20 protein-coding genes are annotated in these 24,195 nt (G+C 37.1%); 8 read left to right on the forward strand and 12 right to left on the reverse strand.

Annotated features, from left to right (window positions below; translation table 11 throughout):
- Nucleotides 1-79 precede the first annotated feature (79 nt).
- Entirely contained in the window at nucleotides 80-775 is a 696-nt protein-coding gene (locus tag D017_RS00205) for a redoxin domain-containing protein (protein ID WP_051583748.1), read from the forward strand.
- On the opposite strand, the gene D017_RS00210 is transcribed toward D017_RS00205, so the two are convergent.
- From D017_RS00210 to D017_RS00220, 3 genes are all read right to left on the reverse strand, one after another.
- Nucleotides 776-1,144, reverse strand: coding sequence for a sulfite exporter TauE/SafE family protein (locus tag D017_RS00210; protein ID WP_035333995.1), 369 nt, complete (start codon nucleotides 1,142-1,144; stop codon nucleotides 776-778). It lies immediately after the preceding gene.
- Nucleotides 1,145-1,253: 109 nt separating this feature from the next.
- Entirely contained in the window at nucleotides 1,254-2,219 is a 966-nt protein-coding gene (locus tag D017_RS00215; protein ID WP_035337729.1) for a lytic transglycosylase domain-containing protein, read from the reverse strand.
- 8 nt (nucleotides 2,220-2,227) lie between these two features.
- Nucleotides 2,228-2,896, reverse strand: a complete 669-nt coding sequence (locus D017_RS00220; RefSeq protein ID WP_035333996.1) for an alpha/beta hydrolase — start codon at nucleotides 2,894-2,896, stop codon at nucleotides 2,228-2,230.
- A gap of 201 nt (nucleotides 2,897-3,097) precedes the next feature.
- Between D017_RS00220 and D017_RS00225 the strand changes: the two genes are divergently transcribed.
- Together D017_RS00225 and D017_RS00230 are read left to right on the forward strand one after the other, a co-directional pair.
- Nucleotides 3,098-3,397 carry a hypothetical protein gene (locus tag D017_RS00225; RefSeq protein ID WP_035333998.1) on the forward strand — a complete coding sequence of 100 codons (300 nt, stop codon included), beginning with the start codon at nucleotides 3,098-3,100 and terminating at the stop codon, nucleotides 3,395-3,397.
- A gap of 104 nt (nucleotides 3,398-3,501) precedes the next feature.
- Nucleotides 3,502-4,161 (forward strand): esterase, encoded by a 660-nt coding sequence (locus tag D017_RS00230; RefSeq protein WP_035334000.1) that lies wholly within the window; start codon nucleotides 3,502-3,504, stop codon nucleotides 4,159-4,161.
- Between the two features lie 95 nt (nucleotides 4,162-4,256).
- On the opposite strand, the gene D017_RS00235 is transcribed toward D017_RS00230, so the two are convergent.
- The 4 genes from D017_RS00235 to dnaK all read right to left on the reverse strand — a co-directional run bounded on the left by D017_RS00235 (nucleotide 4,257) and on the right by dnaK (nucleotide 13,372).
- Nucleotides 4,257-6,281, reverse strand: coding sequence for an OmpA family protein (locus D017_RS00235; RefSeq protein WP_035334002.1), 2,025 nt, complete (start codon nucleotides 6,279-6,281; stop codon nucleotides 4,257-4,259).
- Between the two features lies 1 nt (nucleotide 6,282).
- Nucleotides 6,283-7,203, reverse strand: coding sequence for a type IX secretion system membrane protein PorP/SprF (locus tag D017_RS00240; RefSeq protein ID WP_035334003.1), 921 nt, complete (start codon nucleotides 7,201-7,203; stop codon nucleotides 6,283-6,285).
- A 15-nt stretch (nucleotides 7,204-7,218) separates the two neighbouring features.
- On the reverse strand, nucleotides 7,219-11,022 hold the full coding sequence (locus D017_RS00245; protein WP_081804608.1) for a gliding motility-associated C-terminal domain-containing protein: 3,804 nt from the start codon (nucleotides 11,020-11,022) through the stop codon (nucleotides 7,219-7,221).
- A 445-nt stretch (nucleotides 11,023-11,467) separates the two neighbouring features.
- Nucleotides 11,468-13,372, reverse strand: coding sequence for a molecular chaperone DnaK (gene dnaK, locus D017_RS00250; RefSeq protein ID WP_035334012.1), 1,905 nt, complete (start codon nucleotides 13,370-13,372; stop codon nucleotides 11,468-11,470).
- A 309-nt stretch (nucleotides 13,373-13,681) separates the two neighbouring features.
- Here dnaK and D017_RS00255 point away from each other — a divergent pair, with 309 nt between their 5' ends.
- The 3 genes from D017_RS00255 to D017_RS00265 all read left to right on the forward strand — a co-directional run bounded on the left by D017_RS00255 (nucleotide 13,682) and on the right by D017_RS00265 (nucleotide 17,012).
- Complete coding sequence (locus D017_RS00255) at nucleotides 13,682-14,374, forward strand: TetR family transcriptional regulator C-terminal domain-containing protein (protein WP_035334013.1); 693 nt, start codon at nucleotides 13,682-13,684, stop codon at nucleotides 14,372-14,374.
- A 55-nt stretch (nucleotides 14,375-14,429) separates the two neighbouring features.
- Complete coding sequence (locus D017_RS00260) at nucleotides 14,430-15,755, forward strand: AarF/ABC1/UbiB kinase family protein (RefSeq protein WP_035334014.1); 1,326 nt, start codon at nucleotides 14,430-14,432, stop codon at nucleotides 15,753-15,755.
- 249 nt (nucleotides 15,756-16,004) lie between these two features.
- Nucleotides 16,005-17,012 carry a beta-ketoacyl-ACP synthase III gene (locus D017_RS00265; protein ID WP_035334015.1) on the forward strand — a complete coding sequence of 336 codons (1,008 nt, stop codon included), beginning with the start codon at nucleotides 16,005-16,007 and terminating at the stop codon, nucleotides 17,010-17,012.
- An 83-nt stretch (nucleotides 17,013-17,095) separates the two neighbouring features.
- On the opposite strand, the gene D017_RS00270 is transcribed toward D017_RS00265, so the two are convergent.
- The 3 genes from D017_RS00270 to D017_RS00280 all read right to left on the reverse strand — a co-directional run bounded on the left by D017_RS00270 (nucleotide 17,096) and on the right by D017_RS00280 (nucleotide 19,313).
- The gene (locus D017_RS00270) at nucleotides 17,096-17,623 is read right to left on the reverse strand and encodes a YfiT family bacillithiol transferase (RefSeq protein WP_035337732.1); all 528 of its coding nucleotides are present in this window, start codon (nucleotides 17,621-17,623) and stop codon (nucleotides 17,096-17,098) included.
- Nucleotides 17,624-17,729: 106 nt separating this feature from the next.
- Nucleotides 17,730-18,662 carry a peptidylprolyl isomerase gene (locus tag D017_RS00275; protein WP_035334017.1) on the reverse strand — a complete coding sequence of 311 codons (933 nt, stop codon included), beginning with the start codon at nucleotides 18,660-18,662 and terminating at the stop codon, nucleotides 17,730-17,732.
- 159 nt (nucleotides 18,663-18,821) lie between these two features.
- Complete coding sequence (locus D017_RS00280) at nucleotides 18,822-19,313, reverse strand: metallophosphoesterase family protein (protein WP_035334018.1); 492 nt, start codon at nucleotides 19,311-19,313, stop codon at nucleotides 18,822-18,824.
- A gap of 49 nt (nucleotides 19,314-19,362) precedes the next feature.
- Here D017_RS00280 and truA point away from each other — a divergent pair, with 49 nt between their 5' ends.
- Both truA and D017_RS00290 read left to right on the forward strand, forming a co-directional pair.
- Nucleotides 19,363-20,136 (forward strand): tRNA pseudouridine(38-40) synthase TruA, encoded by a 774-nt coding sequence (gene truA / locus D017_RS00285; protein WP_035337734.1) that lies wholly within the window; start codon nucleotides 19,363-19,365, stop codon nucleotides 20,134-20,136.
- A complete protein-coding gene (locus tag D017_RS00290; protein WP_035334020.1) occupies nucleotides 20,123-21,889 on the forward strand; it encodes an ABC transporter ATP-binding protein in 1,767 nt (588 codons plus the stop codon). Before truA ends, D017_RS00290 begins: the two co-directional genes overlap by 14 nt.
- Nucleotides 21,890-21,945: 56 nt before the next feature.
- On the opposite strand, the gene D017_RS00295 is transcribed toward D017_RS00290, so the two are convergent.
- Together D017_RS00295 and D017_RS00300 are read right to left on the reverse strand one after the other, a co-directional pair.
- On the reverse strand, nucleotides 21,946-23,064 hold the full coding sequence (locus tag D017_RS00295; RefSeq protein ID WP_035334021.1) for an adenylate/guanylate cyclase domain-containing protein: 1,119 nt from the start codon (nucleotides 23,062-23,064) through the stop codon (nucleotides 21,946-21,948).
- 114 nt (nucleotides 23,065-23,178) lie between these two features.
- Complete coding sequence (locus D017_RS00300) at nucleotides 23,179-24,192, reverse strand: DUF3667 domain-containing protein (protein WP_035334022.1); 1,014 nt, start codon at nucleotides 24,190-24,192, stop codon at nucleotides 23,179-23,181.
- Nucleotides 24,193-24,195: the final 3 nt, after the last annotated feature.

The following is a 24,195-nucleotide window of genomic DNA, read 5'->3' on the forward strand; positions in this document are numbered from 1 at the left end:
CAATTTATAAGTCAGTTGGCGAAAATATTTTTCAAGACCTTCCCTCCCTCCTATCTTTATAGTCCCAAATCATCAGACTATGAGAAAATTTTTACTTTTACTCGTATTTACAACAGCTTCTAGCCTTACAGCACAAAACTCTCAGATGTTTTTTTCTGAAGCGCTAGACGCTCACCTTCCTTCTTATTTATTACAAGCCGAAGAAGCGATTAGAAATCTTGAACAAGACAAAGTCAAAGTCCTTTTTGACAACCTTGTAGAAGATAAACTTGTAGGATCTTTAATGAATAACTTTAAGGTTAAAAACACTTCAAAAAAAAATAAAGCTCTTGAAGACTATGAAAAGCCTGTAATGCTTCTCACATACTCTAGCTGGAGAATAAGCAGTAAAGGAGAAAAAGCCGCACTAAATGAACTCGCTAATCAATATAGTGATGACGTAGCAGTAGTTCTCTTGTTTTGGGGAGATGTAAAGCAAGTAAAAAAACTAAGCAAAGGATATGATCGTAATATTGATATACTCTACGTTGATGACTCAGAAAATAATTATTCTTTAATCATCAAGAATCTTAAGCATTCATTAGGGCTACCACTTGCTTATACCATTACTTCAGAAAAGGAAATTATTGATATTAAGAGACGTCTACCTAACAAGCTGTCTCAAGATGAAGCAATATCTACTGCCAATAATTTTGAATTATACAAAGGTATGCTTACAGAGTTATTGTATAACCAGCAGCGATTGAGTGATGAACCAATAGTAATTAACAAATAGTTACTTACCCCACAGCATTTTGATAGAAAGAATAAGGAGTATGGCTCCAAAAATTCTTTTGAGCGTTTTTTGATCAAGGTTAACGGCTAGTTTTGATCCTAGAAAGCCTCCTACCACAAAAAAGACAGCGATAACCGCTGCATATTTCCAGTTTACATACCCCTCATTATAGTAGTTGTAAGCTGCAAGAAATGTTACAGGTACAGCAAGTACTGCAAGGCTAGTACCCTGAGCTTGATGCTGATTAAAATGTAGTAACATAATCATAAGCGGAATCATAATTACGCCTCCACCTACTCCCATAATCCCACTCAGCACTCCAGCGATAAGACCAATGGCTATGAGCGCTATAATAACTGATGCATTCATTGTAACAAATTTTGATTTATTAAAAATACCATATTACACACTCTTATAAATAAAAATAGGCATCTCATTTTAGTAAATGAGATGCCTATTTTAATTTATTCTGTCGTTATTATCTACCAAGATTGTAAACTCCCTTTTCTGGTATTTCTATGTAATATTTTTTTCTTGAACTATTATTGAGTTTAGTCTCACGCAACCAAGGGTTGTGGAGCTTGAGAAGCTTGTAATTGATACCAAAGCGTTCTGCAAATTTTACAAAGTCTGTCACTGCCGTATCTACTTCTACCTTGTATGTAGGTACTTCTGCATACAAGTCTTCTGCTCTAAAGTTGAAACCATACTTCTTTGGATTACTTAAAATCTCTTTAAGAGCAATAATTCTAAATACATAACGACCGGTTTCCTCTCCCAAAAGCAAATCATAATAGTCTTGCACATTCTGCTCTTTAAATCGGCGAGAAACTCCATAATTACCAGCGTTATAAGCTGCTGCTGCAGCTGTCCAGCTCCCAAATTTCTCTTTAGACTGTCTTAAATATTTACAAGCAGCGCGTGTAGACTTTTCTACATGATATCTTTCATCTACGTTATCATTTACTTCTAGACCATATTCTCTACCAGTTTCTTTTAAAATTTGCCAGAAACCCGTTGCTCTAGCAGGAGAAACTGCTTGTGTAAGTCCGCTTTCTATTACTGCCAGGTATTTCAGATCATCTGGTACACCCTCTTCTGCTAGTATTTTTTCTATGGTTGGAAAGTATTTATTTGCTCTTTTAAAAATAAGCAGCGCATTAGACTGCCAGTAAGTATTCACAAGAAGCTCGCGGTCCATACGCTCTTTAATGTCTGGATTTTCTACAGGAACCGCTTCGCCAGCAAAGTTTAACCCATCTGGCATAGGTATAGCATAGACATTATAGTCATTAAGTAATCTATTTGACGTCATTTTTTCAATCTGCACTTCTACTTCGTCTTGCAGTATTTCTTCCTCCTGCGGTGCTTGTGCAGAGTTTATAACCAGGCCTGCGATAGCTACTACCGCTATACCTGCAACTACTTTCTTTATCATTATCATCATCTTTTCTATTTTAAATCAATGTAATCATTTTCAATCAGTTCGATTAAGTTTTTATTAAACCATTTTGCTCGAGTTATCACCATAATGTGAGTTCCTCCTTCAATATTTATACAGGTATCAATGTACTTTAACGGAAACACTTTATCTGCGCTTCCATGTATGTGAATTATTCCTTGCGGCGCAGTTTCTTGGTCCCAACAGACCATTTCTTTCACTGCCCAACTCAAGTATTTTCTGTCATTCATAGATAAATACTTTTTATAAAGGGCTACTCTGTTTTTTATGGTCTCACCAAAAGCATATTTTGCGAGTGTATCTATATCTTCTACCAATCGCATAGGCAGTAGCTTGTATAACTTTAGCTTTCGCGAAAGCTTCATTCTGCGTGGCAATTCATACTTAGTCTTAACACTACTTACAATGATAAGTTTTGCCACCTTGATGTGCTTAGCCATTTCCTGCACCAGGACTCCACCAAAGCTTACGCCTAATAAAACAATATTATCATGTGCGATGTGAGTGGTCATTCTCAAAGCATAATCTTGTAGTGACTCATCCGGCACTGGCAAAAACCATTCTAGTAAATGTATTTGATAAGAATCATTAGGCAAACTTAAATTCTCAAAAATAGAAGGATTGGCCGCCATACCCGGCATTAAATACACATGCGTCATGTAACTTATAAGTAAGGGTTTAACATAAGCGAAGCGCTCTATTTCGGGAATTTTTTATACATTTGCAAGACTTTCTCAAAAAGAAATTATTAAGATTTGATTATCTTTTAATTTCTACCTCTCAGGGGTTCAAAATTAAGGAGAGATTTCTAATAACCCCGTTAATAATTTTACAAATACTTTAAATATTTTTCAAAATTTATGGAAGCGACGACAGCAGTTGAATTGACAGATAATGAGTTCCAAAGACAGTTTGAAGCAACATTTGCAGGCAAAATGGCAAAAATTGAATACTCATTACAAGAGCGTAAAATCTTCCTGACTAAAATTTTCATGCCAGAAGGCACAGAAGACCACATGAATGAATTTATTATAGCAGTATTTAATGAAGTTGCAGAGAGAGAAATAAACCTCGTACCAACGAGTCCTGAAATTGCAAAATTCATGCGTTCTAACAGACGTAAATACAAAAGATTATTACCTGTAGGTATTAACATATAGGTAATCGTATTCTATAAAAAACCACTCATTGAGTGGTTTTTTTTATGCATTATTGTGAAATTAAACTACCCTAAAGATAAAGCTCACAACATTTAAAACTAGTTATGACAGAAAAACAAATCTCCTACACGCATATAAATACATTCTCCACTCTTAATGATCTATCAGAAAAAACTAAGAATATTTGGTTTGTTGTACACGGCATGGGTTACCTGTCAAGATATTTTATAAATTACTTTAAAGAACTACCCCCAGAAGAAAATTACATTATAGCTCCTCAAGCACCTAGTAAGTATTACCAAGACAAACGTTTTAAGTATGTAGGCGCTAGCTGGCTCACTAAAGAAAACACAGAAACAGAAAAGCACAATGTTTTTAACTATCTTGATGAGTTATGGGCTACGGAACTAGCGCCTATAGATAAAAGTGCCGTAAACGTGATTATGATGGGGTATTCTCAAGGTGTATCTATCGTTACAAGATGGATTGCTTCTAGAAAAATAGACTGCACTTATCTTTTACTACATTCTGGCGCAATACCAGCCGAGTTAAATCCACCAGATTTTGAGCACCTTTCCACTGCTACCCCTGTCACTTATCTCTATGGAGACAAGGATGAGTATGTTACAGAAGCTCGTGTCACAGAACAACAGCTTAAAGGGTCTGCTCTTTTTGGCAATCGTCTTGACGTAGTAGTATTTTCTGGTATTCATGAGGTTCACAAATCATTCTTTCCAAAAATATTAACTGCTCTAAAAGAGTAAATCAATGGTGTAGATAACGCTTTCGCGAAAGCGTAAAACAAAAAAAAATCGGCAACTCATTGAATTGCCGATTTTATTATTTAACGAAATGCTTATTAATAGCCAGTGATTTCAAATTCACTACGCCTGTTAAGCTGATGATCATCTTCTGTACATTTACCTATAGGACAATTAATCACTGGCTGTGTATCGCCATATCCTTGGTATTGTATTCTTGAGGCATCAACTCCTTTACTAACTAGATAATCATAGGTGCTTTTTGCTCTTTTTCCTGATAGCGGCATATTATATGCTGCTGGACCACGACTATCTGTGTGTGAGCTTATTTTTATTTTGATACGTTTGTATTTAACAAGCTTAGCTGCTAGTCTATCAAGTACAATTCTTGAATCTTCTCGTACTTCATAAAGATCAAAATCAAAATAAATAGGAGCTACATCCATGTACAGCTTACCCTCTTTCTCAACTACTTGTGGTGCATTTACATCTGTAAGTAATTCAAAACGACTTGGATCTTTCTCTTTAAGGTCCTTAGAAAGATTCTTTTCCTTCATAAGAGCGAGCTCAGTATCTGTAAATATTCTCTTTACTTTGATTACATAAGGTGTTGTCTGTACTCCTCTTATTTGAATATCCATGCGTCCTTCTTCATGATTATCTCCAGAAGCTATAAAAGTATAATCATCTACAGTAAGTGGTACCTGGAAAGGTGTAGCATCACTTTTACGGTTTGCATAAACTTCCTTGCCTTGATATCCTAAGATTTGTATTGCTGCATCTGAGATAAGTTCATCTGTATCTGCGTCACGCACCTCAAACTGAGTTTGAAACTCACGAGTTATGATTTCTCCAGTTTGTACAAAACTATAGATATCATCATCTGTTCCATTACGATTAGTGGCATACAACCCATTATTATCAGAATAGTAGCTTAAACTAAAATCATCATATTTAGAATTAATAGGTGCTCCTAGATTAATAGGCTCAGTAAATCCTTTTACTGTAAGTGGTGCTACAAAAATATCAAGCAGACCTAAACCTAAACGTCCATCTGTAGCAAAATATAAATCTCCTGTGTTTGAAACAAACGGAAACTGCTCCCTATGAATAGTATTAATTGTAGGTCCCAAATTTACGGGAGTACTATAAGTACCATCTAGTCGTACAGTTACATAGTAGATATCAAACCCTCCAAGGCCTCCTTCCATATCTGAGGCAAAGTACAAGCGTTTTCCATCTCTGGTAAGTGTAGGATGCATATAAGAGTAGTTCTCATTTACAAATGATAGGCGCTCAGCCTCTCTCCATATGCCATCTATGCGAACACTTTTGTAAAGATGCACTCTATTAGTTCCTTCCTCATCAAAAATCTTCCCACTATCACCATTTTCATATGCACTACGAGACAAGTACATCTCATCTCCTGCAGTGTTAAAACACAAGTTACCATCATGCAATGGGGAGTTTACTCCTTGTTCAAGCCTAACTGCTTGACCAGCGAGTTCGTTCTTATCATTTACTCTTACGCCATAAATATCTAAAAATGGTCTTTGTGTTGTTTTAAAACGCTTTGCAAATAAGGTTCTAAGCACGTCGTCATTTAATCTATCTGACGTAAAGAAAACACTATCCCCTACTCTTACAGGTCCAAAATCATCTGCTTCTGAGCTTATATTACTCTTAGTTGCGTCAAATTTTGGATTCCTTTTTCTCAACTCTTTGATAAGATCAAGAGCCACTACTTTATCAAAGTCTTCACCTCTATTTTTATAATAAAGATCAAGGTAATCTACCACCTTATCTGAACTTACGGTAGCATTAAGAACATGGTACATTTTAAAATTGAACTCATTATCATACGTTCTATCTGCATCATTAAATCGCTGTCCAACTAGCTGATTAAGATATATAGATGCGTTTCTATAATCTTGATCTAAATAATAAGCGTCAATAAGCTTTCCTAATATTTCTTTAGAGTTATTTTTTCTTAAAGCTACTTCATAATACTTTGCAGCACCCGCGTAGTCTCCTTTATTAAAAAAACGATCTCCCTTTTGTACTTGCCCAAATGCACTCGCACTTACACAAAGTATAATAAGTAATGTGTATATATTTTTCATCTTAGTAAAATCTTGGTGAGATGTAACGTTTTTGTAAGCCTAGCAAATCAAATGTATATAATAGAACTACCTCGTGACTTCCATTGTTAAAACGATTAAGATCGCTCACATTGAAGTCATAACTGTATCCTATTTTTAAATCATTTGTAATATTAAATCCTGCTAATGCTGCGATAGCATCTTGATGTCTATATGACACTCCTAGTTCAAATTTTTCATCATATAAGGCGTTTAGAGAGAGATCATAAGTTAATGGTGCACCACTTATCCATTTTGCAACTGCCGAAGGCTTAATTTTAAGTACGTCACTAACATCATAAACATAACCTGCCATTAAATAAGCAGTAGGATCTTTCTTATATAGAATAGAGGAATCTCCATTGCCTAAATTATTCTCAATTTTATACGGTATAACACTTGGCGAACTCAACCCAACGTAGTAATTATCTTTAAATAAGAAAGCACCAACTCCAACATCAAGTGAGGTAGTTTGTCCATTTTGAAAAGCCAAATCTCCTCCTACGTTTTGACCTGTGAAATCGAGACTCTGATTATCTACCCCTAACTTTAATCCAAAAGATAAGTTTGTAGTTTCTGCTACATTAATTCTGTAAGCAAAATTTACATTAAAATTATTTGTAGTAAGTACATCTCCTATTTGATCATTTACATAGTTTACACCGATTTCCACTCGCTCGTTAAGAGGAATATTTGCAAATACATTTGCAGTTTTCGGAGCACCATCCAGACCTACCCATTGAGAGCGGTACAAACTACCTACTCTTATAAGTCCTGGTTCATTAATCATATAGGCTGGATTTACCACACCTTGGTTGTACATGTACTGAGTGTACTGTGGTTCTTGTTGAGCAAACGTAGATAAACTACAAAATGCCGCTAGTATGAATATTTTAAATTTCATCTTGAGGTTGTTTTTTTATCTACTTAAGTAAAAAGATCCGTCTATTGGTGCTGAGTTTGAATCATTAGGATAGAAGATATAGAAATATACTCCAGTAGGTAATTGATCACCTAATCCAGATCCAGTATTAGAACTTCCATCAAAGAGTGGCGTATTTCTATTACCTCTGTAAACAATAGTTCCGTATCTATTAAAAATTTGAATATCAAAATTTGGAAAGATATCTGGTAAAGTACCTAATTCTAAAAAGTCATTCTGACCATCATCATTATCTGATACTCCATCAGAGATTTCAATCTGACATCTTCCGTCGCTTAGTGGTAAAACGTCTGCTAGATATGGTACTCGCGGAGATTCACATCCATTTTCATTTATCGCACTTACATAATACGTAGTATCATCTACTAGTAATGTAGATAATGGTAATGGATCTCCACCTTCCGCGGAAGCGTACCAAACAAAATCATCTACACTTACCTCTAGATTCCCTAGAGTAACCCCATCATTAATACAGATAAACTGCTCATTTAATACCACTGTTGGTGCCATGACAGGTGTAATGGTAAAAGTGACAGTTACATCATCTTGACCACAAGCGTCTGTAAAAACTATATACAGATATGAGAAAGTACCTTCACCTAAGGCTTCTACATCTATTAATCCATCTACTATAGTTTCTGATGTGTCAATATTTATAAATTCTCCAGTAAGCTGGGCATCATCAGATAATAATCCAAATAAAGAAGTGGTGTAATCTCCAGCACATACAAAAGTATCTATATCGTTTCCTGCATTAGAAACCGGCACGATAGTTACTGATATGGTTGCACTCACCGCATCACACGCACCGTTTGCTGCAATGCTATACACGTAGTCACCGCTCACTGCAGTTGTAGGATTAATAGAGCCATCATTACTTGTGGTAGTATATCCTTCTGGACCTGACCAAGTACCGTTACTATCAGGACTTCCTCCTAAAATTGTAAATAAATCTACAGCAGCTCCATCCTCACAAACCTGAAAAGTAGCTCCAGTTCCAGCATCACTACTCTCGAAAACAGTAAACGACAATGTTGCTGCATCTCCACAACCATCATCTGTAGTTGTTGTGTAGGTAAAACTAAATACTTGCTGCTCATCTATCGCAGGAACTGTAAATGGATTAGTAACTACATCGCCAGTGGCAGTGTCTGTCCATACACCCTGAGCTCCTTCATATATTGTATCTGTCCCGTTAGTATCTAATAATGTGATGAGATCAATAGGATTTGTAAAACTCTCGTCACAAAGCTCTACTCCTGTAGTATCTTCTCCAGCATAATTAGTAGCAAAAAATGAAACCGTCACTGTTGTTGTAACCGCTTCACATGCTCCGTTTGCGGCCAAAGTATAAACATAAGCTCCAGCTGCATTTACAGATGGGTCAAAGTTTGCTTCATTATCTGTAGTTGTAAATCCGCTAGGACCAGACCAAGTACCATTAGTATCTGGTGTCCCTCCTAATAATGTAAAGAGATTTATAGTGGTTCCATCTTGACAAGTTTCATAAGCTGCATCTAGTCCTGCATCACCTTGTTCAAAAACCGTAAGAGATAATGTCGCTGTATCTTCACAACCACCACCCCCTGTAGTGTAGATAAATTCAAAAGTTTGAGAATTTGTAATTGTCGGTATTGTAAATGGATTTACTACAACTGCTCCAGAGCCATCAGTCCACTCACCACTAGTATCAATAGTATCTGTACCGTTATCTTCTAGCAGAGTAATTAAATCTACAGTGAGCGTTGTATTACATAACTCAACGCCTGTAGTATCTTCGCCGGCATAAAGTGCATCTCCTAAAGTTACATCTACCGTTGCAGAAGACTCTGCACAAGTTCCATTTACTGCCACAGTATAAATATATTCACCCTCCACACTTGCTCCTGGTGTAAATAGGGCAACATTATCTGTTGTTGTAAAACCATCAGGGCCAGACCAAGTACCGTTTGTGTCTGGAGTTCCGCCTAAAAGAGTAAAGAGATCAACCTCAGCTGCATCACTACAAACTGCAAGTGGTCCACTTTCTCCTGGATCGTACTGCTGGTATACAGTAAAGCTTAAGGTAGCACTGTCTTCACATCCATTTTCGGTTATCGTAGTATATTCAAAGTTGAATAATTGAGAGTCTGTAATAGTTGGTATTTCAAAGTTATTATCAACTACGTCTCCATTTGCTGTATTAGTCCATACTCCGTCTTCACCTACATAAATAGGAGCTTCAGTATCATTTACCTCTAATAAGTCTGTAAGTACTAATGGACTCTCTATTTCACAAATCTCTAGATCTGCAGTATCTTCTCCTGCATAGTTAATTGGGTTAACTATTAAAGTAACTAGTGTAGATTGAGATTCACATGGTTGGTCTCCAGACACGACTACTTCGCAGCCATCTGGACCTATATATGTTTGCGTGATACCTGGACCACAATGATAACTTGCATTTACAATGAATTCAAAAACATAAGTTCCTGCAGAGGTATTGTCGGTCAATGTAGATACATCAATTGTACCAGCACTGGTATAGTCGACATCTCCTACAAGTGAACATATTTCATCTAAGTTAGAGACAAGCCCTAGATTTGAAGGACCAGAGACCAATCTCCAGTTTGTACAACTATTATTTGGGTAATCAAATAATGTAGTACCTTCTTGTGCAAAATCAATATAGTCATATAAATTCAAGGTAGTTAGAGTTTCATCTCCTACACATAATTCTGGAACGTCATTTTGTTCAAAAGCTCGTATATACTCATAGAATGTAAATCTGATTGTACTTTGTTGATCAGAACAAATGGATGATCTACTTTCTACAAAATAGGTGAAGTCATATGTCATACATCCAAATTCTGGAGTAGTAGCTACAAGGTCGTCATAAATTTCTCTAAGATTGATTATAGAATCACCAGGTCCAGATATTTGCCCTGTAGGATCCGTTAACCAAATACCTTCAATATTTTCATTGACCAAATATCCATCGTCACGTAAATTGATATCCATATCAAAATTACCCGCTAATAACTCTGTCTCACAAATCGCAAAAGAATTTGCAAATCCAGCAAATGGCTCTTTGGTCACTGATACTAAGACAGACGTAATTTCTTCTGTTGAGCAAGGAGTAATTCCAGGCACTCGATATTCTAGCTCAAAGGTCTCTTCGTCAACTAGTGGAGGCCCTGCTTGATATGGTATATTAACATTAAGAAACCTATTTCCTGAAATCCCAACGTAATTAGGACTTGAACCTACGTAGAACCACTCACCATTACCATGCGGACTTGGATTAGATAACATGGTTTGAAATAAATCAATATTTGTGGTGCTATCACATTCAAACGGTGGTGCACCTTGACACACCTGAAGATTCACTCCTCCGGCAGTAGTACTTGCTGCAGTTCCTGAGTAAGGTCCTAACACCACATTCAATAAAAACTGCACATCATCTGGACAATTTGTTGCTCCATTAAGGAACTCAAACTGGTAGTCTGCGATATTTTCAGATGAGCTATCAAGATCCCATAAAAATAGATCTCCTGTTACAACATCAAGTGCAAAGTTAAAATTAGGGTCAAACCACATACCATCTGCAGGAGTGATTGTTGTACCAGAAATTGCAGAAAACTCTTCATAAAGATTTATGATTCCATCTGGAATGGAATCACCATTACCATCTACAACGGTCATGTCGCACACAGTAAAAGTCTCTACCTCGGCACACTGACTAAATGCCGTGACCGTAGAGCATAACAATAAAGTAAGAAAAAGGTATAATTTCCCCATAGTTAAGTTGAATTAAGGTGCAACGAAGATAAATCAGACCGATTATACAAACCTAATATTATGTTAATTAATATCGACGAAATACACATACCTCTCGTTATAATACCTTGTCACACCTGATTATCAATCGATTACAAAAGCAAAAAATCTTTGTTATACTTTATAAATATAGAATAAACTGACATTAATGCGCTGAAAATATGAGCTTTATGACAGAAAATCATACAAAACAAAACTCATATTTGATCAAAGCATCCTAAACGGTTATTACTCAACCGTAAATTTATCCATAAAAAAAGCCTCACAACATACGTCGTGAGGCTTCTCTTAATTATAAATTGAAGACTATATGAGATATTACCTTATACATCTCAAATAACTTCGCTTTCGCGAAATGATTACTTGGCTTCTTCGAAGTCTATACTTCGACTTCGCTCAGCACAGACTACTTAACTTCTTCGAAGTCTACGTCTTCTACATCGCTAGCGGTATCTGCGCCTGCATCTCCTCCAGCTTGTGCATCAGGTCCTGGTTGTCCAGCTCCTTCGGCTTGTGCTTTGTACATTTCTTCAGAGGCTACTTTCCATGCTTCATTGATTTTATCAAGTGCTGGAGTAATAGCATCTACAGACTTAGTTTCGTAAGCTGCTTTAAGCTCTGCAAGTGCATCTTCAATTGGCTTTTTCTTATCATCAGATAATTTATCACCAAATTCAGTTAGTTGCTTTTCCGTTTGGAAAATCATTCCATCTGCTTCATTGATCTTGTCTGCAGTTTCTTTTGCTTTTGCATCAGACTCTGCATTTGCTTCTGCTTCTGCTTTCATCTTTGCAATTTCTTCTTCAGATAGTCCAGAAGATGCCTCGATACGAATATCTTGAGATTTTCCAGTAGCCTTATCTATTGCAGAAACTTTGATGATTCCGTTTGCATCAATATCAAAAACAACTTCAATTTGAGGTACTCCACGTTGTGCAGGTGGAATATCTGTTAGTTGGAAACGTCCTATGGTATTGTTATCTGCGGCCATTGGTCGCTCTCCTTGTAATACGTGGATATCAACACTTGGCTGATTATCTGCCGCAGTAGAGAATACTTGTGACTTCTTAGTAGGGATTGTTGTATTTGCTTCGATAAGCTTAGTAAATACATTACCCATTGTCTCAATACCTAATGAAAGTGGAGTTACATCAAGAAGTAAAACATCTTTTACATCTCCTGTAAGTACACCTCCTTGGATAGCAGCTCCTACAGCCACAACCTCATCAGGATTTACTCCTTTTGATGGTGCTTTACCAAAGAATTTTTCTACCGCTGCCTGTACTGCAGGAATACGAGTAGATCCTCCTACTAATATAATCTCATCTATATCACCAGTGCTTAATCCAGCAGATTTAAGTGCTGTTTGACATGGCTCAATTGTTCTTTTTACTAGGTCATCTATAAGTGCCTCAAACTTTGCACGGCTTAATGTACGTACTAAGTGCTTTGGCCCAGAAGCCGTTGCTGTTACATACGGTAAGTTTATCTCAGTAGATGTAGATGATGAAAGCTCGATTTTTGCTTTCTCTGCTGCTTCTTTAAGTCTCTGGAGTGCCATAGGATCTTTACGAAGATCCATATCTTCCTCTGTCTTAAACTCTTCTGCAAGCCAGTTGATTATCTTTTGATCTACGTCATCTCCTCCTAGGTGAGTATCACCATCGGTAGATAATACTTCAAATACTCCGTCACCTAACTCAAGGATAGAAACATCATGCGTTCCTCCTCCAAAGTCAAATACAACGATTTTTTGATCTGTATCTTTCTTATCAAGTCCATATGCAAGTGCTGCTGCAGTAGGCTCGTTAATGATACGCTCTACTTTAAGACCTGCAATTTCTCCTGCCTCTTTAGTAGCTTGACGCTGGCTATCATTAAAATATGCTGGTACTGTAATTACTGCGCGAGTTACGTCTTGTCCTAAGTAATCTTCGGCAGTTTTCTTCATTTTTTGAAGAACCATTGCACTAAGCTCTTGTGGCGTGTATAAACGTCCATCAATATCTACACGTGGCGTGTCATTATCACCTTTTACTACATTGTAAGCGCTACGTTCTGCTTCTTTAGCGCTACCGCTAAATTTGTTACCCATGAAACGTTTGATAGAAGCAACCGTCTTAGTTGGGTTTGTAACTGCTTGTCTTTTTGCAGGGTCTCCTACCTTAATCTCACCGCCTTCTACAAAAGCGATTACAGATGGTGTAGTTCTCTTACCTTCTGCATTAGGGATTACCGTTGGCTCGTTACCTTCCATTACAGCAACGCACGAGTTGGTAGTACCCAAGTCAATTCCTATTATTTTACTCATTATATATGTATTTAAGTGTTATTAATTTTCAACAAACACAAATAGACAAGGAGTATGCCACTAGACAAAGTATGACAAGGTGTCACAAGCCTTTTTATTTGCACCAGTCATTCACTTCCTTATCTACTAGAAAAAGTACGCTTTCGCGAAAGCGTATAGTAAAACAAAAAAATCCCTCTACATAAGAGCAATCTTCTACGAGAAGCAACTACGTTTCATATAATTTGAAATAATTTTAACTTAACTTTTGTTTAATCAAATCGACATAACGATAAACATAATGTATCTTTACAGCAAACAACAAGTATTATGGCAACTACAAAGACACCGACTAAAAAAACAACTGCCAAAAAGAAAGCAGTAACTTCTTCTACGATTATCTCTGCATATATGGATTATGTGTTAGAACACGGAGAGGAGCCAAAAACTATATATAAATTTTGCAAAGACCTAAAGATAGATGAATCCGAATTTTATCAATTCTTTGGATCTTTTGATAACTTAAAAGCGGGCATTTGGAATGCATTTCATACAAATACCTTAGCTGTCTTAAATATGGATAGTGATTATGAAACTTATCCTAACAAAGAGAAAATGCTTTCTTACTTCTTTACGATGTTTGAATTGCTTACCGCAAATAGAAGCTACGTTCTTTACGCATTAGACAAGCATAAAAATATGCTCAAAAATATGAGCCAACTCAAGGAGTTGAGAGGTCATCTAACTTCTTATGCATCTAATCTTATTGAAGCTGGAAATGACGAAAAGAATTATAAGATAACTAAAAACCCTGTTCGTTTATTTAGTGAAGGTGCGTGGGTACAATTCTTATTCTTATTGAAGTATTGGATTAGTGATAACTCTCCAGGATTTGAAAAAACAGATGTTGCTATTGAAAAATCTGTAAATGCAATATTTGACATTTTTGAAACTACACCACTAGAAAGTATTATCGATTTTGGAAAATTTCTTTTCAAAGAAAATTTTGGATCAAAATCTTAAAGATTTTATTTTCAAGTAATAAACACAAACACACATCCCTCACGGGACCTTATATATGAAAACTATAGACCACATACCTACTAATAAGCTGCAGCGAGCCTCTAGGCTTGTTACAACTGGTGTAAAGGTAGGAGCAAATTATGCCAAATACTATGGTAAAAAAGTGGTTAATCCTTCATTAACAAAGGATCAACTCAATGAAGACAATGCTGAGGATATTTATGATGGCTTAAAAAGCTTGAAAGGAAGTGCACTTAAAGTAGCACAGATGCTCAGTATGGAAAAAAATATTATGCCTAAGGCATATGTAGAAAAATTTTCCCTATCACAATTTTCAGTTCCCCCACTTTCTGCACCCTTAGTGCGTAAGACATTTAAAAAGTATTTAGGTAAATACCCAGAAGATCTATTTGATACGTTTGCGGCTCAAAGTGTGAATGCGGCTAGTATAGGCCAGGTTCATCAAGCGACATTAAATGGGAAAAAACTTGCTGTGAAAATCCAATATCCAGGAGTCGCAGACAGTATCAGTAGTGATCTTGCATTAGTAAAGCCTATTGCCAAAAAGATGTTTAATCTTCAAGGCGAAGGAAAAGAAAAATTCTTTAAAGAAATAGAAGATAAGCTTCTTGAGGAAACAGATTATAATCTTGAGCTTGCACAAAGTATTGCAATGACAAAAGACTGTGCAGCAATACCTAATCTTACATTTCCTGCTTATTATGAGGATCTCTCTAGTGAACGCATTCTTACAATGGACTGGATGGACGGCGAGCATCTAAGCGAGTTTGTAGCACATAACACAAATCAAGAAGCTGCAAATAAGTTAGGACAGGCTTTATGGGATTTTTATATGTATCAAATGCACGTGCTCAAACGCATACATGCAGATCCTCACCCTGGTAATTTTATGGTAGATAAGGATCATAACCTTATTGCAATAGACTTTGGATGCATAAAACATGTACCTGAAGATTTTTATGTGCCATATTTTGAACTAGCTGAACCTGCAAACATTAACAATCCTGAGATATTTGAGCAAAAGCTTTATCAACTTGAAATACTTAGAGAGGACGATGATGCAGAGACGGTAACTTTCTTTTCGGCACTTTTTCATGAGATGTTAAGTTTGTTTACGCAACCTATGCAGCAAGAGGAATTCGACTTTAGAAACAGTGAATTTTTTGATCAAATAGCAGTGCTAAGTGAGAAATATAGCAAGGATACAGAAATACGTAAAATGAATGGTAATAGAGGAAGTAAGCACTTCTTGTATATAAACAGAACATTCTTTGGACTTTATAATTTGATGCATGACCTAAAGGCACAGATTAAAGTCAATAATTTTAAAAATTATATAGCTGCAGACTCTGTGGCATAAACGGTAATAAGTGTACCGTAATCTTTTATGGTACTTTATTGGTTAGGTTGTTTTTTAAAAGAGCGCTTTTAGTCGGGCGCTCTTTTTTATGTTTATCTCTCGCTATCTTATGCATGCATAATAAATGATTCATTTACGCTTTATCCCCGCCATGAAAAAAAGTATCTTTACAGCCGATAAATTGACAAGTACGCTTTCGCGAAAGCGTATCTAGTCACAAAACACTCTTTCAAACACACATCACACACTATGTATAATTCTAAAATTACCGGTCTTGGTAAGTACGTTCCCGAAAACGTGGTAACAAACGATGATCTATCAAAACTGATGGATACAAATGATGAATGGATTCAAGAACGCACAGGTATAAAAGAAAGAAGACATATAAAAAAGGGTGATGGCAACTCTACTGCAAAAATGGGCGTAAAAGCTGCCGAAATAGCAATAGAACGCGCAGGCTTGACAAACAAGGATATCGACATGATTGTTTTTGCAACGCTTAGTCCAGATTATTACTTCCCTGGATGTGGTGTGCAAGTACAACACTTAATGGGTATGGAGACGGTTCCTGCACTAGATGTGCGTAATCAGTGTTCTGGATTCATCTATGCACTGGCTACAGCAGATCAGTTTATTAAATCTGGTATGTATAAAAATGTACTTGTAATAGGATCAGAAAATCATAGTGGTGGTCTTGACTTTACTACTCGTGGGCGCAGTGTTTCTGTCATATTTGGTGACGGTGCAGGTGCAGCGGTACTTTCTCGTGAAGAGGATACTAATAAAGGTATTCTTTCTTCTCACTTACATAGTGAAGGTGAGCATGCACTTGAGCTTTCTCTTAAAGGGCCAAGCACAGAGCAATGGGTTCCTGAGCTTATAGAGACTAATCCGCAAGAGGATATACCTTACTATCCTTATATGAACGGCCAGTTTGTATTTAAAAATGCCGTAGTACGCTTCTCTGAAGTAATTATGGAAGGTTTACAAAAGAATAACCTAGAGGTGTCAGATATTGACATGCTTATCCCACATCAAGCTAACTTACGTATCTCGCAGTTTGTGCAGAAAAAGTTTAAGCTGAGCGATGATAAGGTATATAACAATATCCAGAAATACGGTAACACAACCGCAGCTTCTATCCCAATTGCCCTTACCGAAGCTTGGGAAAATGGAAAAATAAAAGAAGGTGACACAGTGGTTCTAGCAGCTTTTGGAAGTGGGTTCACTTGGGCTAGCTCCATTATAAAATGGTAATTAGTTGTAAGTAGTACATTGCTGTCAAATAAAAGTCCCACATAGTTCACTATGTGGGACTTTTTTATGCGTTGTGTGTATTGCTACCAATTACTTCTTTTCATTAAGTTTTCTATATGCGCATAGTGATGACTACTATGCCATGCGTAGTGCCCTAGATTTTCTTTTAAGGTTACTACCTTATTTCCGTCGGGATGTGTGAAGTTTCTATTGTACTGTTCTTCTGTCATTACCTTAAGTAATTGCACCAGTTTGTGATGGATCACCTCAAGATGTCGCAGTGACCATTCTATAGGTGATGCTTCTAGATCAGGCAGCATTGTCCATGCCTTCTCGTCATACGCTTTGATAATAGGATTATCTTCTGTAAGTGCCCATTTAAAACGTATGTAACTATTGTGATGACTATCTGCTAGATGATGCACGACTTGGCGCACTGTCCATCCTTCAGGTCTATATGGGGTATCTAGCTGCTGGTCACTTAAATCCTTTGTAAGTGCTCGTAGTCTAGCAGGCAATTGGTCTAAAGTTTCAATCCACGCTGTGAGATGTTCTTGATTAATCTGCGCAGGTGCTTGAAATTTTCCTATAGGATATTGTAGTGTTTCCATATCATCAAAAATAGCAAAGCTTTGCGATACAAAACATAATTGACACAATTCCATAAAAAAAGGTCTGACGCAAGTCAGACCTTTTAATATATATATCAGAAACTAATTACTTTACAGCAACGAGCTCTACGTCAAATACTAATGTTGCATTAGGAGGAATTACTCCACCTGCACCAGCGCTTCCGTATCCTAAATCTGAAGGAATTACTAAACGTGCTTTATCTCCTACGTTTAATAAAGAAATCCCCTCATCCCATCCTGGAATTACTTGTCCTACTCCTAATTGAAAATCAATAGGTTGATTTCTTTTAAATGAGCTATCAAACACAGTTCCATCAGGAAGTGCTCCTTTGTAATGTACAGAAACGGTTTTACCTTTTTCTGCTTTTGCTCCACTACCTTTTTGTATAATCTGGTAGCGCAAACCGCTAGCTGTAGTTTCAAAACCTGTAGCTAGTGCTTCAATCTCTGCAGCCTGAGCTGCTCTTTCTTCTTCAATGCGCTTTGCTCTTGAACCTTCAAAAGTTCTAAAAGCTTCAACAGCGTTCCATGCTTCTGCCTCTGCTCCTACTCTAATGATTTCGATTTTTGTCATCTCATCACCTTGAGCCACTGCATTTACAACTTCTTGTCCTTCAACAACGTTACCAAAAACAGTGTGCTTACCGTCTAACCAATCTGTAGGGATGTGTGTAATAAAAAACTGAGTACCGTTTGTTCCTGGACCTGCATTTGCCATAGAAAGTTTTCCTGGAGCATCATGCTTCAAGTCTGGGTGAATCTCATCATCAAATTTGTATCCTCCATCACCAGTTCCCGTTCCTAGTGGGCAACCACCTTGGATCATAAAATCAGGAATTACACGATGAAATTTTAAACCGTCATAATATGGAGTTCCTTGAGGCTTTTGTGAGTTCTCAAGGTTACCTTCTGCTAGTGCTACAAAGTTTCCTACCGTTCCTGGCGTCTTCTCGTGCTCTAATTTTAAAGTAATTTCGCCTTTTGGCGTATGTATCTTTGCGTAAATTCCGTCTTGCATTATCCTTATTTTTAATGAGCTGCAAAGATACTATTTACTAGTGGGAAGGCAAATATGCTTGCGCGAAAATGTTACAATCCTACACAATGTAAGCTTCAAGTATTACAATCCTCAATTCAGAAGCCTTCCATATTGAAAATCAACACCTAAGAACCTCAACTATCGCTCCACTTCAATCACCTCAAGATTCTCAATCTTGCCTGCATGAACTGTAAATCTGAGCATAGTGCGCACTTTGTGAAAGCCATGTTTACCTATCGCTCCTGGATTCATATGTAGTAGTCCTCTTTTTTTATCTGGCATCACCTTTAAGATGTGGCTATGCCCGCAAATAAAAAGCTTAGGTGGGTTACTATAAATCTCCTCGCGTATGGCTGGAGAGTATCTTCCTGGATAACCTCCTATGTGAGTAATCAAAACATCTACCCCTTCACAAACAAACCTGTTATTAAGAGGAAATTCTTGTCGCGCCTCTGTGTCATCTATATTTCCAAAAACAGCTCGAAGCGGTTTTCTTTTTGCTATTGCATCTGTCACTTTTAAGTCACCTATGTCGCCAGCATGCCAGACCTCGTCTGCCCAGTCTACGTGACCCAAGATATGATCATCTATATAACTATGTGTATCGCTTAGTAGGAGTATCTTTTTCATTTGAGTGCGCTTTCGCGAAAGCGTATATTTGCCACAAAAATACAACACAGTGCGTTACTTTATCGAGCTTTCTTACTTTGGAAAACACTACCACGGCTGGCAGCGACAACCTGACGCTGTGACGGTACAAGAAACGATAGAAAAATCACTCTCTACAATCTTGCGAAAACCCGTCCAAATTATGGGAGCAGGACGCACTGACGCCGGTGTACATGCTACACAAATGTATGCGCACTTTGACTGGAATGATGACCAGTTTTCTACTCAGGAAGGCATAGATCATCTTACCCATAAGTTCAACCGATTTTTGCCAAAAGATATCGCATTTAAACGCATTTTTGAAGTGGCAGATAAAGCACATACTCGCTTTGATGCTACGAGTAGATCTTATGTGTATCGCATAGGGAAACATAAAAACCCTTTTACGTCAGATTATGCACCTACGCTACGCTATGACGTAGATCTTGATGCCATGAACAATGCTGCGGCAATACTCCTGGACTATAAGGATTTTGAGTGCTTTTCTAAATCAAATACTGACGTTAACACCTATCTTTGTGATATTACTCGTGCAGAGTGGATAGAGACAGAAGATGAGTACCACTTTCATATCACTGCAAATAGATTTTTACGCAATATGGTACGAGCCATTGTAGGAACATTATTAGAGATAGGAGAAGGAAAAAGAGACGTTGCATGGATGCACGAGGTAATCACTGGCAAAAGTAGATCACAAGCAGGAAAATCTGTTCCTGGACGTGGTTTATATTTGACAGAGATTTTATACCCAGAAACAATTTATAAAGATCATGGCAGAGACTAAAGGAAAAGCTTTTGATACGCAATTATTTAAACGTTTACTTGCTTTTACAACACCGTATCGCAGTAGATTATATGTAGCTGCCGTAGCCGCCATCGTACTTTCTCTCTGTGCCGCGCTGCGACCTTATTTTCTTAAAAACGCCATAGACTTAGGGATATCACAACGATCTAGTGATGACTTATTCTTTTATATAAGGCTTATGGCCGCTGTACTTTTTGGCGAAGTTCTTTTTCAATTGCTATTTATTTATTTTTCTAACTGGATAGGACAACAAGTAATTAAGGATATAAGAGTAAAACTTTTTGATCACATGCTTGCGTTCAAGATGCAATATTTTGACAAGTCGGCAGTGGGGAGATTAGTAACCAGAGCTGTAGGTGATATCGAGACCATCTCAAGTATCTTCTCTCAAGGTCTGTTTATGATTATAGCAGATTTATTAAAGATGAGTGTCGTGCTTGCATTTATGTTTTATGAGAGCTGGAGACTTACACTCATTGTTCTTGCTGTTTTCCCGGTGATTTTATATGCAACTCGTGTATTTCAAAAAGCGATGAAAGTAGCTTTTGAAGAAGTACGCACGCAAGTAGCAAACCTCAACACCTTTGTACAAGAACGTGTGACTGGGATGAAAATCGTCCAGATCTTTAACCGTGAAGCTATCGAGCATAAAAAATTCCAAGCGATTAATAAAAAGCACATGGACGCGTGGAACAAGACCGTGTGGTACAACTCCATCTTCTTCCCTATCGCAGAGATATGTACTTCTGTTACCATAGGTCTTATCGTGTGGTACGGAGGTCTTAAAGCTGCGCAAAGTGATATTATCACCATAGGACTAATCACTGCGTTTATAAGCTACATACAGATGCTCTTTACACCGCTTAGACAGATAGCAGATAAGTTCAACACCTTACAAATGGGAATGGTTGCTGCAAATCGTGTTTTTGGCATTTTAGACACCCAATCATCTATTAAAGACGTAGGGACTTTAGAACTAGACAACGTACAGGGGAAAATAGATTTTGAGGACGTTAGATTTTCTTACATAGAAAATGAGGAGGTGCTCAAGGGAATATCACTTACTGCAACACCTGGACAAACCATTGCCATTGTAGGATCTACAGGTGCAGGAAAATCTACTATCATTAACTTGCTTAGTAGGTTTTATGAGATAGATAGCGGTAAGATATTACTAGACGGGACAGACATTAAAGACATAAAACTGAACAATCTAAGAAATGAGATTGCTGTTGTGTTACAAGACGTATTCCTTTTTGCCGACACTATTTTAAACAATATCACGCTTAACAATCCGGACATTTCTGAGGAAACGGTGATAGAAAGCGCAAAGACTATAGGCGTTCATAAATTTATTTCTAGTCTTCCTGATGGATATCACTATAATGTAAAAGAGCGAGGCTCAATGCTTTCTAGCGGCCAGCGCCAGCTCATAGCATTTTTAAGAGCTTATGTAAGCAATCCATCTATCCTCGTACTAGATGAAGCTACCTCATCTGTAGATTCACACAGTGAGCAGTTAATTCAAAAAGCGATTAATAAAATCACTAAGGGAAGAACCTCTATTGTCATTGCTCACCGCCTTGCTACTATTAAAAAAGCAGATCAAATTATTGTAATGGAAAAAGGTAAAATCATCGAGCAAGGAACCCATAAAGAACTTCTCGCTAAGGAAGATGGACATTACCGTAATCTGTATGAAGTACAGTTTACACAAGCAGAAGCTAGCTAGTTCTCAATGTTATTCTGTTGAGCACATTTTCGCGAAAGCGCAATCATGCTTAGATCTTAATTCACATTCCCCTGCTCAAAAGTCACTAGCGACACTTCTTCTTTTTTACCTTTAAGAAGCTCATCTCCTACGGGAACGACTCGTGTAGTGCCTGGTAACTTAGGTAAAATGTTTGCAAAAGCTTTGGATGCAAGAATATCTACACCCTTCTCATTACACATGCTCTGTATACGAGCCGTTGTATTAAGTACATCTCCAGAAAAGGCAATATCTCTCTTTATTTTGCCCAGCTCCCCTACCGTCACTTGGCCATAATGAAAGCCAACTTTAAAATCGGGTAAAGCGTTATAGCGCTTGTAATATTTTATAGATTTCTTGTAAATCGTATTTTTCATACGATAATAACAGCGCAAGGCATTTGCATTTTTTACGCCGTTCTTCATCTTCCAAGTGATAACAACCTCGTCACCTACGTATTGATATACCTCGCCCTTAGTTTGCATAATAGCTGGAGCGATATCATTAAAAAAATCCTTTAAAAAATTGAAGTATTCTTGTTCGCCCAGTTTTTCGGCAATTCTGGTGGCGTCTCTAATATCTGCAAACATAAAAATGCGCGTTTCTGTTTTAGGGTGGAAATAACGCCCCATCAAATAATCTGGAAAAACGCCCGGACCATACTTATCATTAATCATCAAAATGATAAGCGTGAACAGGACTATGAATAGCCAAACAACAAAATTCTTTATAAAAATATGCTCTGTATAAAATGAGGAAACACGATTAAAAAGCGCGTCGCTAGTTAATTGCAACCCTAAATAATCTGCATAATAGTAATAAGCTCCTACGGTGCCCACAATAAATGCAATAACTATGTAGAGTAATGTGATGTAGATAAGCGCTCTCCAGAATGCATATTTACGTAACCACAGCTCCATAATATTAACGGTAAAAATCCCACCTATCAAGCCAGCCATAATGGACACTAGCAAGTTTGCCTTAAAAGAAACTTCAAAATCAAAATCTGACGTAAGTGCATCTGCAGATGATAGCGTTGCATAGTCATAAAGAAAAATAATATTTGCCACCAGCATCCACGCAAAGAGAATCCACAAGGCACGCCTTACGTAGAATAGGATCTCATTATTGGTAAATTCTTTTTTAAATAGTTTCATATATTACTTTATGCTGGGTCTAGTAAAGTACCAAATAAAGGCTCACAATCACCACTCGTTTAAGAGATTTTTATGAGAACAATATTGTTGTTACGCTTTCGCGAAAGCGTATACCTACTGAGGTCTATTTTTAATCATATCTGGAGTGATCTCTAGCTCAAACTCTAAACGTTTGAGACTGTCTTTTTTTATGGAGTCTTTGATTTTCTTTTGGCGTTCTTGTTCTTGGGCCATTTTCATAAATTTCCCTATAAAATTGCTGTCGTCTATTTCTTTTTCACCGTTTTGATTCACCTCAATTGCAGACATAAAACCCAGGGCAACTATTGGTAAGCTTAACACACAGGAAAAAACGGTAAATATTAAAAAGAAAAAAAGCGTCTTTACAAGCACACTAGCCATAGTGAGTTTAAACAATCTTTTAAGCACGTAAATAGTATAAATAAGCATTAATAAAAATACTATTACACTTAGAATATTAAGTGCAGTAGGACTCCATATAAATGCAATTTGCATTACAACACTTATCATAGAAAAGTGACTATAGACATATAAATAGATTACAAAATGCTCTACGAGATTATATTTTTTATAATTCCAAAAGATTATTTTGGACATCACCGCAAAAAATGGAATTATCAAAAACATATATAGTGATTGATTTTCCATAAAAAGGGTGGCAATACTTTCTTGAAGCTCTAGCTGCGCTTGCGGCACAGACTCATCATAAACAAGTTTTTGTGCAGTCATATAATTATCCCAAAACCAGCTTTTAAGTAAATAATAATAAACACTCGTAAAAGTAATCGCAATCGCAAAGTAGCTAAAGGCAGGAAGGTATTTCTTGCGCATTCCATTTATGTAACCACCTATCACATCTTCTGGCTGGCGAAACATTGCAACAAATGTTTTGATAAAGGAATTTTCTAGATTAAAAAATCGATCTACAAAGTCTTCTAGTAGATTACGCCACGTGAGTTTATTGTAAATACGCTTACCTCCACAGTGTGAGCAAAACCTTTGATCTAGCGCTATAAATTGCTCGCAGTTTACACAGGTATCCTTTACTTCTAGTTGGTTCTGTTTCTTTTTTAAAGCTTTTTTCTCAGCGCGAGATAACTTAGACATAGG

It is taken from the genome of Dokdonia sp. PRO95 (genome assembly GCF_000355805.1).
GTDB lineage: Bacteria > Bacteroidota > Bacteroidia > Flavobacteriales > Flavobacteriaceae > Dokdonia.

Bases quoted from the DNA above. Each gene is read 5' to 3' on its own strand.
- D017_RS00205 (WP_051583748.1), top strand. From the start codon at position 80: ATGAGAAAATTTTTACTTTTACTCGTATTTACAACAGCTTCTAGCCTT.
- D017_RS00210 (WP_035333995.1), bottom strand. From the start codon at position 1,144: ATGAATGCATCAGTTATTATAGCGCTCATAGCCATTGGTCTTATCGCT.
- D017_RS00215 (WP_035337729.1), bottom strand. From the start codon at position 2,219: ATGATAATGATAAAGAAAGTAGTTGCAGGTATAGCGGTAGTAGCTATC.
- D017_RS00220 (WP_035333996.1), bottom strand. From the start codon at position 2,896: ATGACGCATGTGTATTTAATGCCGGGTATGGCGGCCAATCCTTCTATT.
- D017_RS00225 (WP_035333998.1), top strand. From the start codon at position 3,098: ATGGAAGCGACGACAGCAGTTGAATTGACAGATAATGAGTTCCAAAGA.
- D017_RS00230 (WP_035334000.1), top strand. From the start codon at position 3,502: ATGACAGAAAAACAAATCTCCTACACGCATATAAATACATTCTCCACT.
- D017_RS00235 (WP_035334002.1), bottom strand. From the start codon at position 6,281: ATGAAAAATATATACACATTACTTATTATACTTTGTGTAAGTGCGAGT.
- D017_RS00240 (WP_035334003.1), bottom strand. From the start codon at position 7,203: ATGAAATTTAAAATATTCATACTAGCGGCATTTTGTAGTTTATCTACG.
- D017_RS00245 (WP_081804608.1), bottom strand. From the start codon at position 11,022: ATGGGGAAATTATACCTTTTTCTTACTTTATTGTTATGCTCTACGGTC.
- dnaK (WP_035334012.1), bottom strand. From the start codon at position 13,372: ATGAGTAAAATAATAGGAATTGACTTGGGTACTACCAACTCGTGCGTT.
- D017_RS00255 (WP_035334013.1), top strand. From the start codon at position 13,682: ATGGCAACTACAAAGACACCGACTAAAAAAACAACTGCCAAAAAGAAA.
- D017_RS00260 (WP_035334014.1), top strand. From the start codon at position 14,430: ATGAAAACTATAGACCACATACCTACTAATAAGCTGCAGCGAGCCTCT.
- D017_RS00265 (WP_035334015.1), top strand. From the start codon at position 16,005: ATGTATAATTCTAAAATTACCGGTCTTGGTAAGTACGTTCCCGAAAAC.
- D017_RS00270 (WP_035337732.1), bottom strand. From the start codon at position 17,623: ATGGAAACACTACAATATCCTATAGGAAAATTTCAAGCACCTGCGCAG.
- D017_RS00275 (WP_035334017.1), bottom strand. From the start codon at position 18,662: ATGCAAGACGGAATTTACGCAAAGATACATACGCCAAAAGGCGAAATT.
- D017_RS00280 (WP_035334018.1), bottom strand. From the start codon at position 19,313: ATGAAAAAGATACTCCTACTAAGCGATACACATAGTTATATAGATGAT.
- D017_RS00290 (WP_035334020.1), top strand. From the start codon at position 20,123: ATGGCAGAGACTAAAGGAAAAGCTTTTGATACGCAATTATTTAAACGT.
- D017_RS00295 (WP_035334021.1), bottom strand. From the start codon at position 23,064: ATGAAACTATTTAAAAAAGAATTTACCAATAATGAGATCCTATTCTAC.
- D017_RS00300 (WP_035334022.1), bottom strand. From the start codon at position 24,192: ATGTCTAAGTTATCTCGCGCTGAGAAAAAAGCTTTAAAAAAGAAACAG.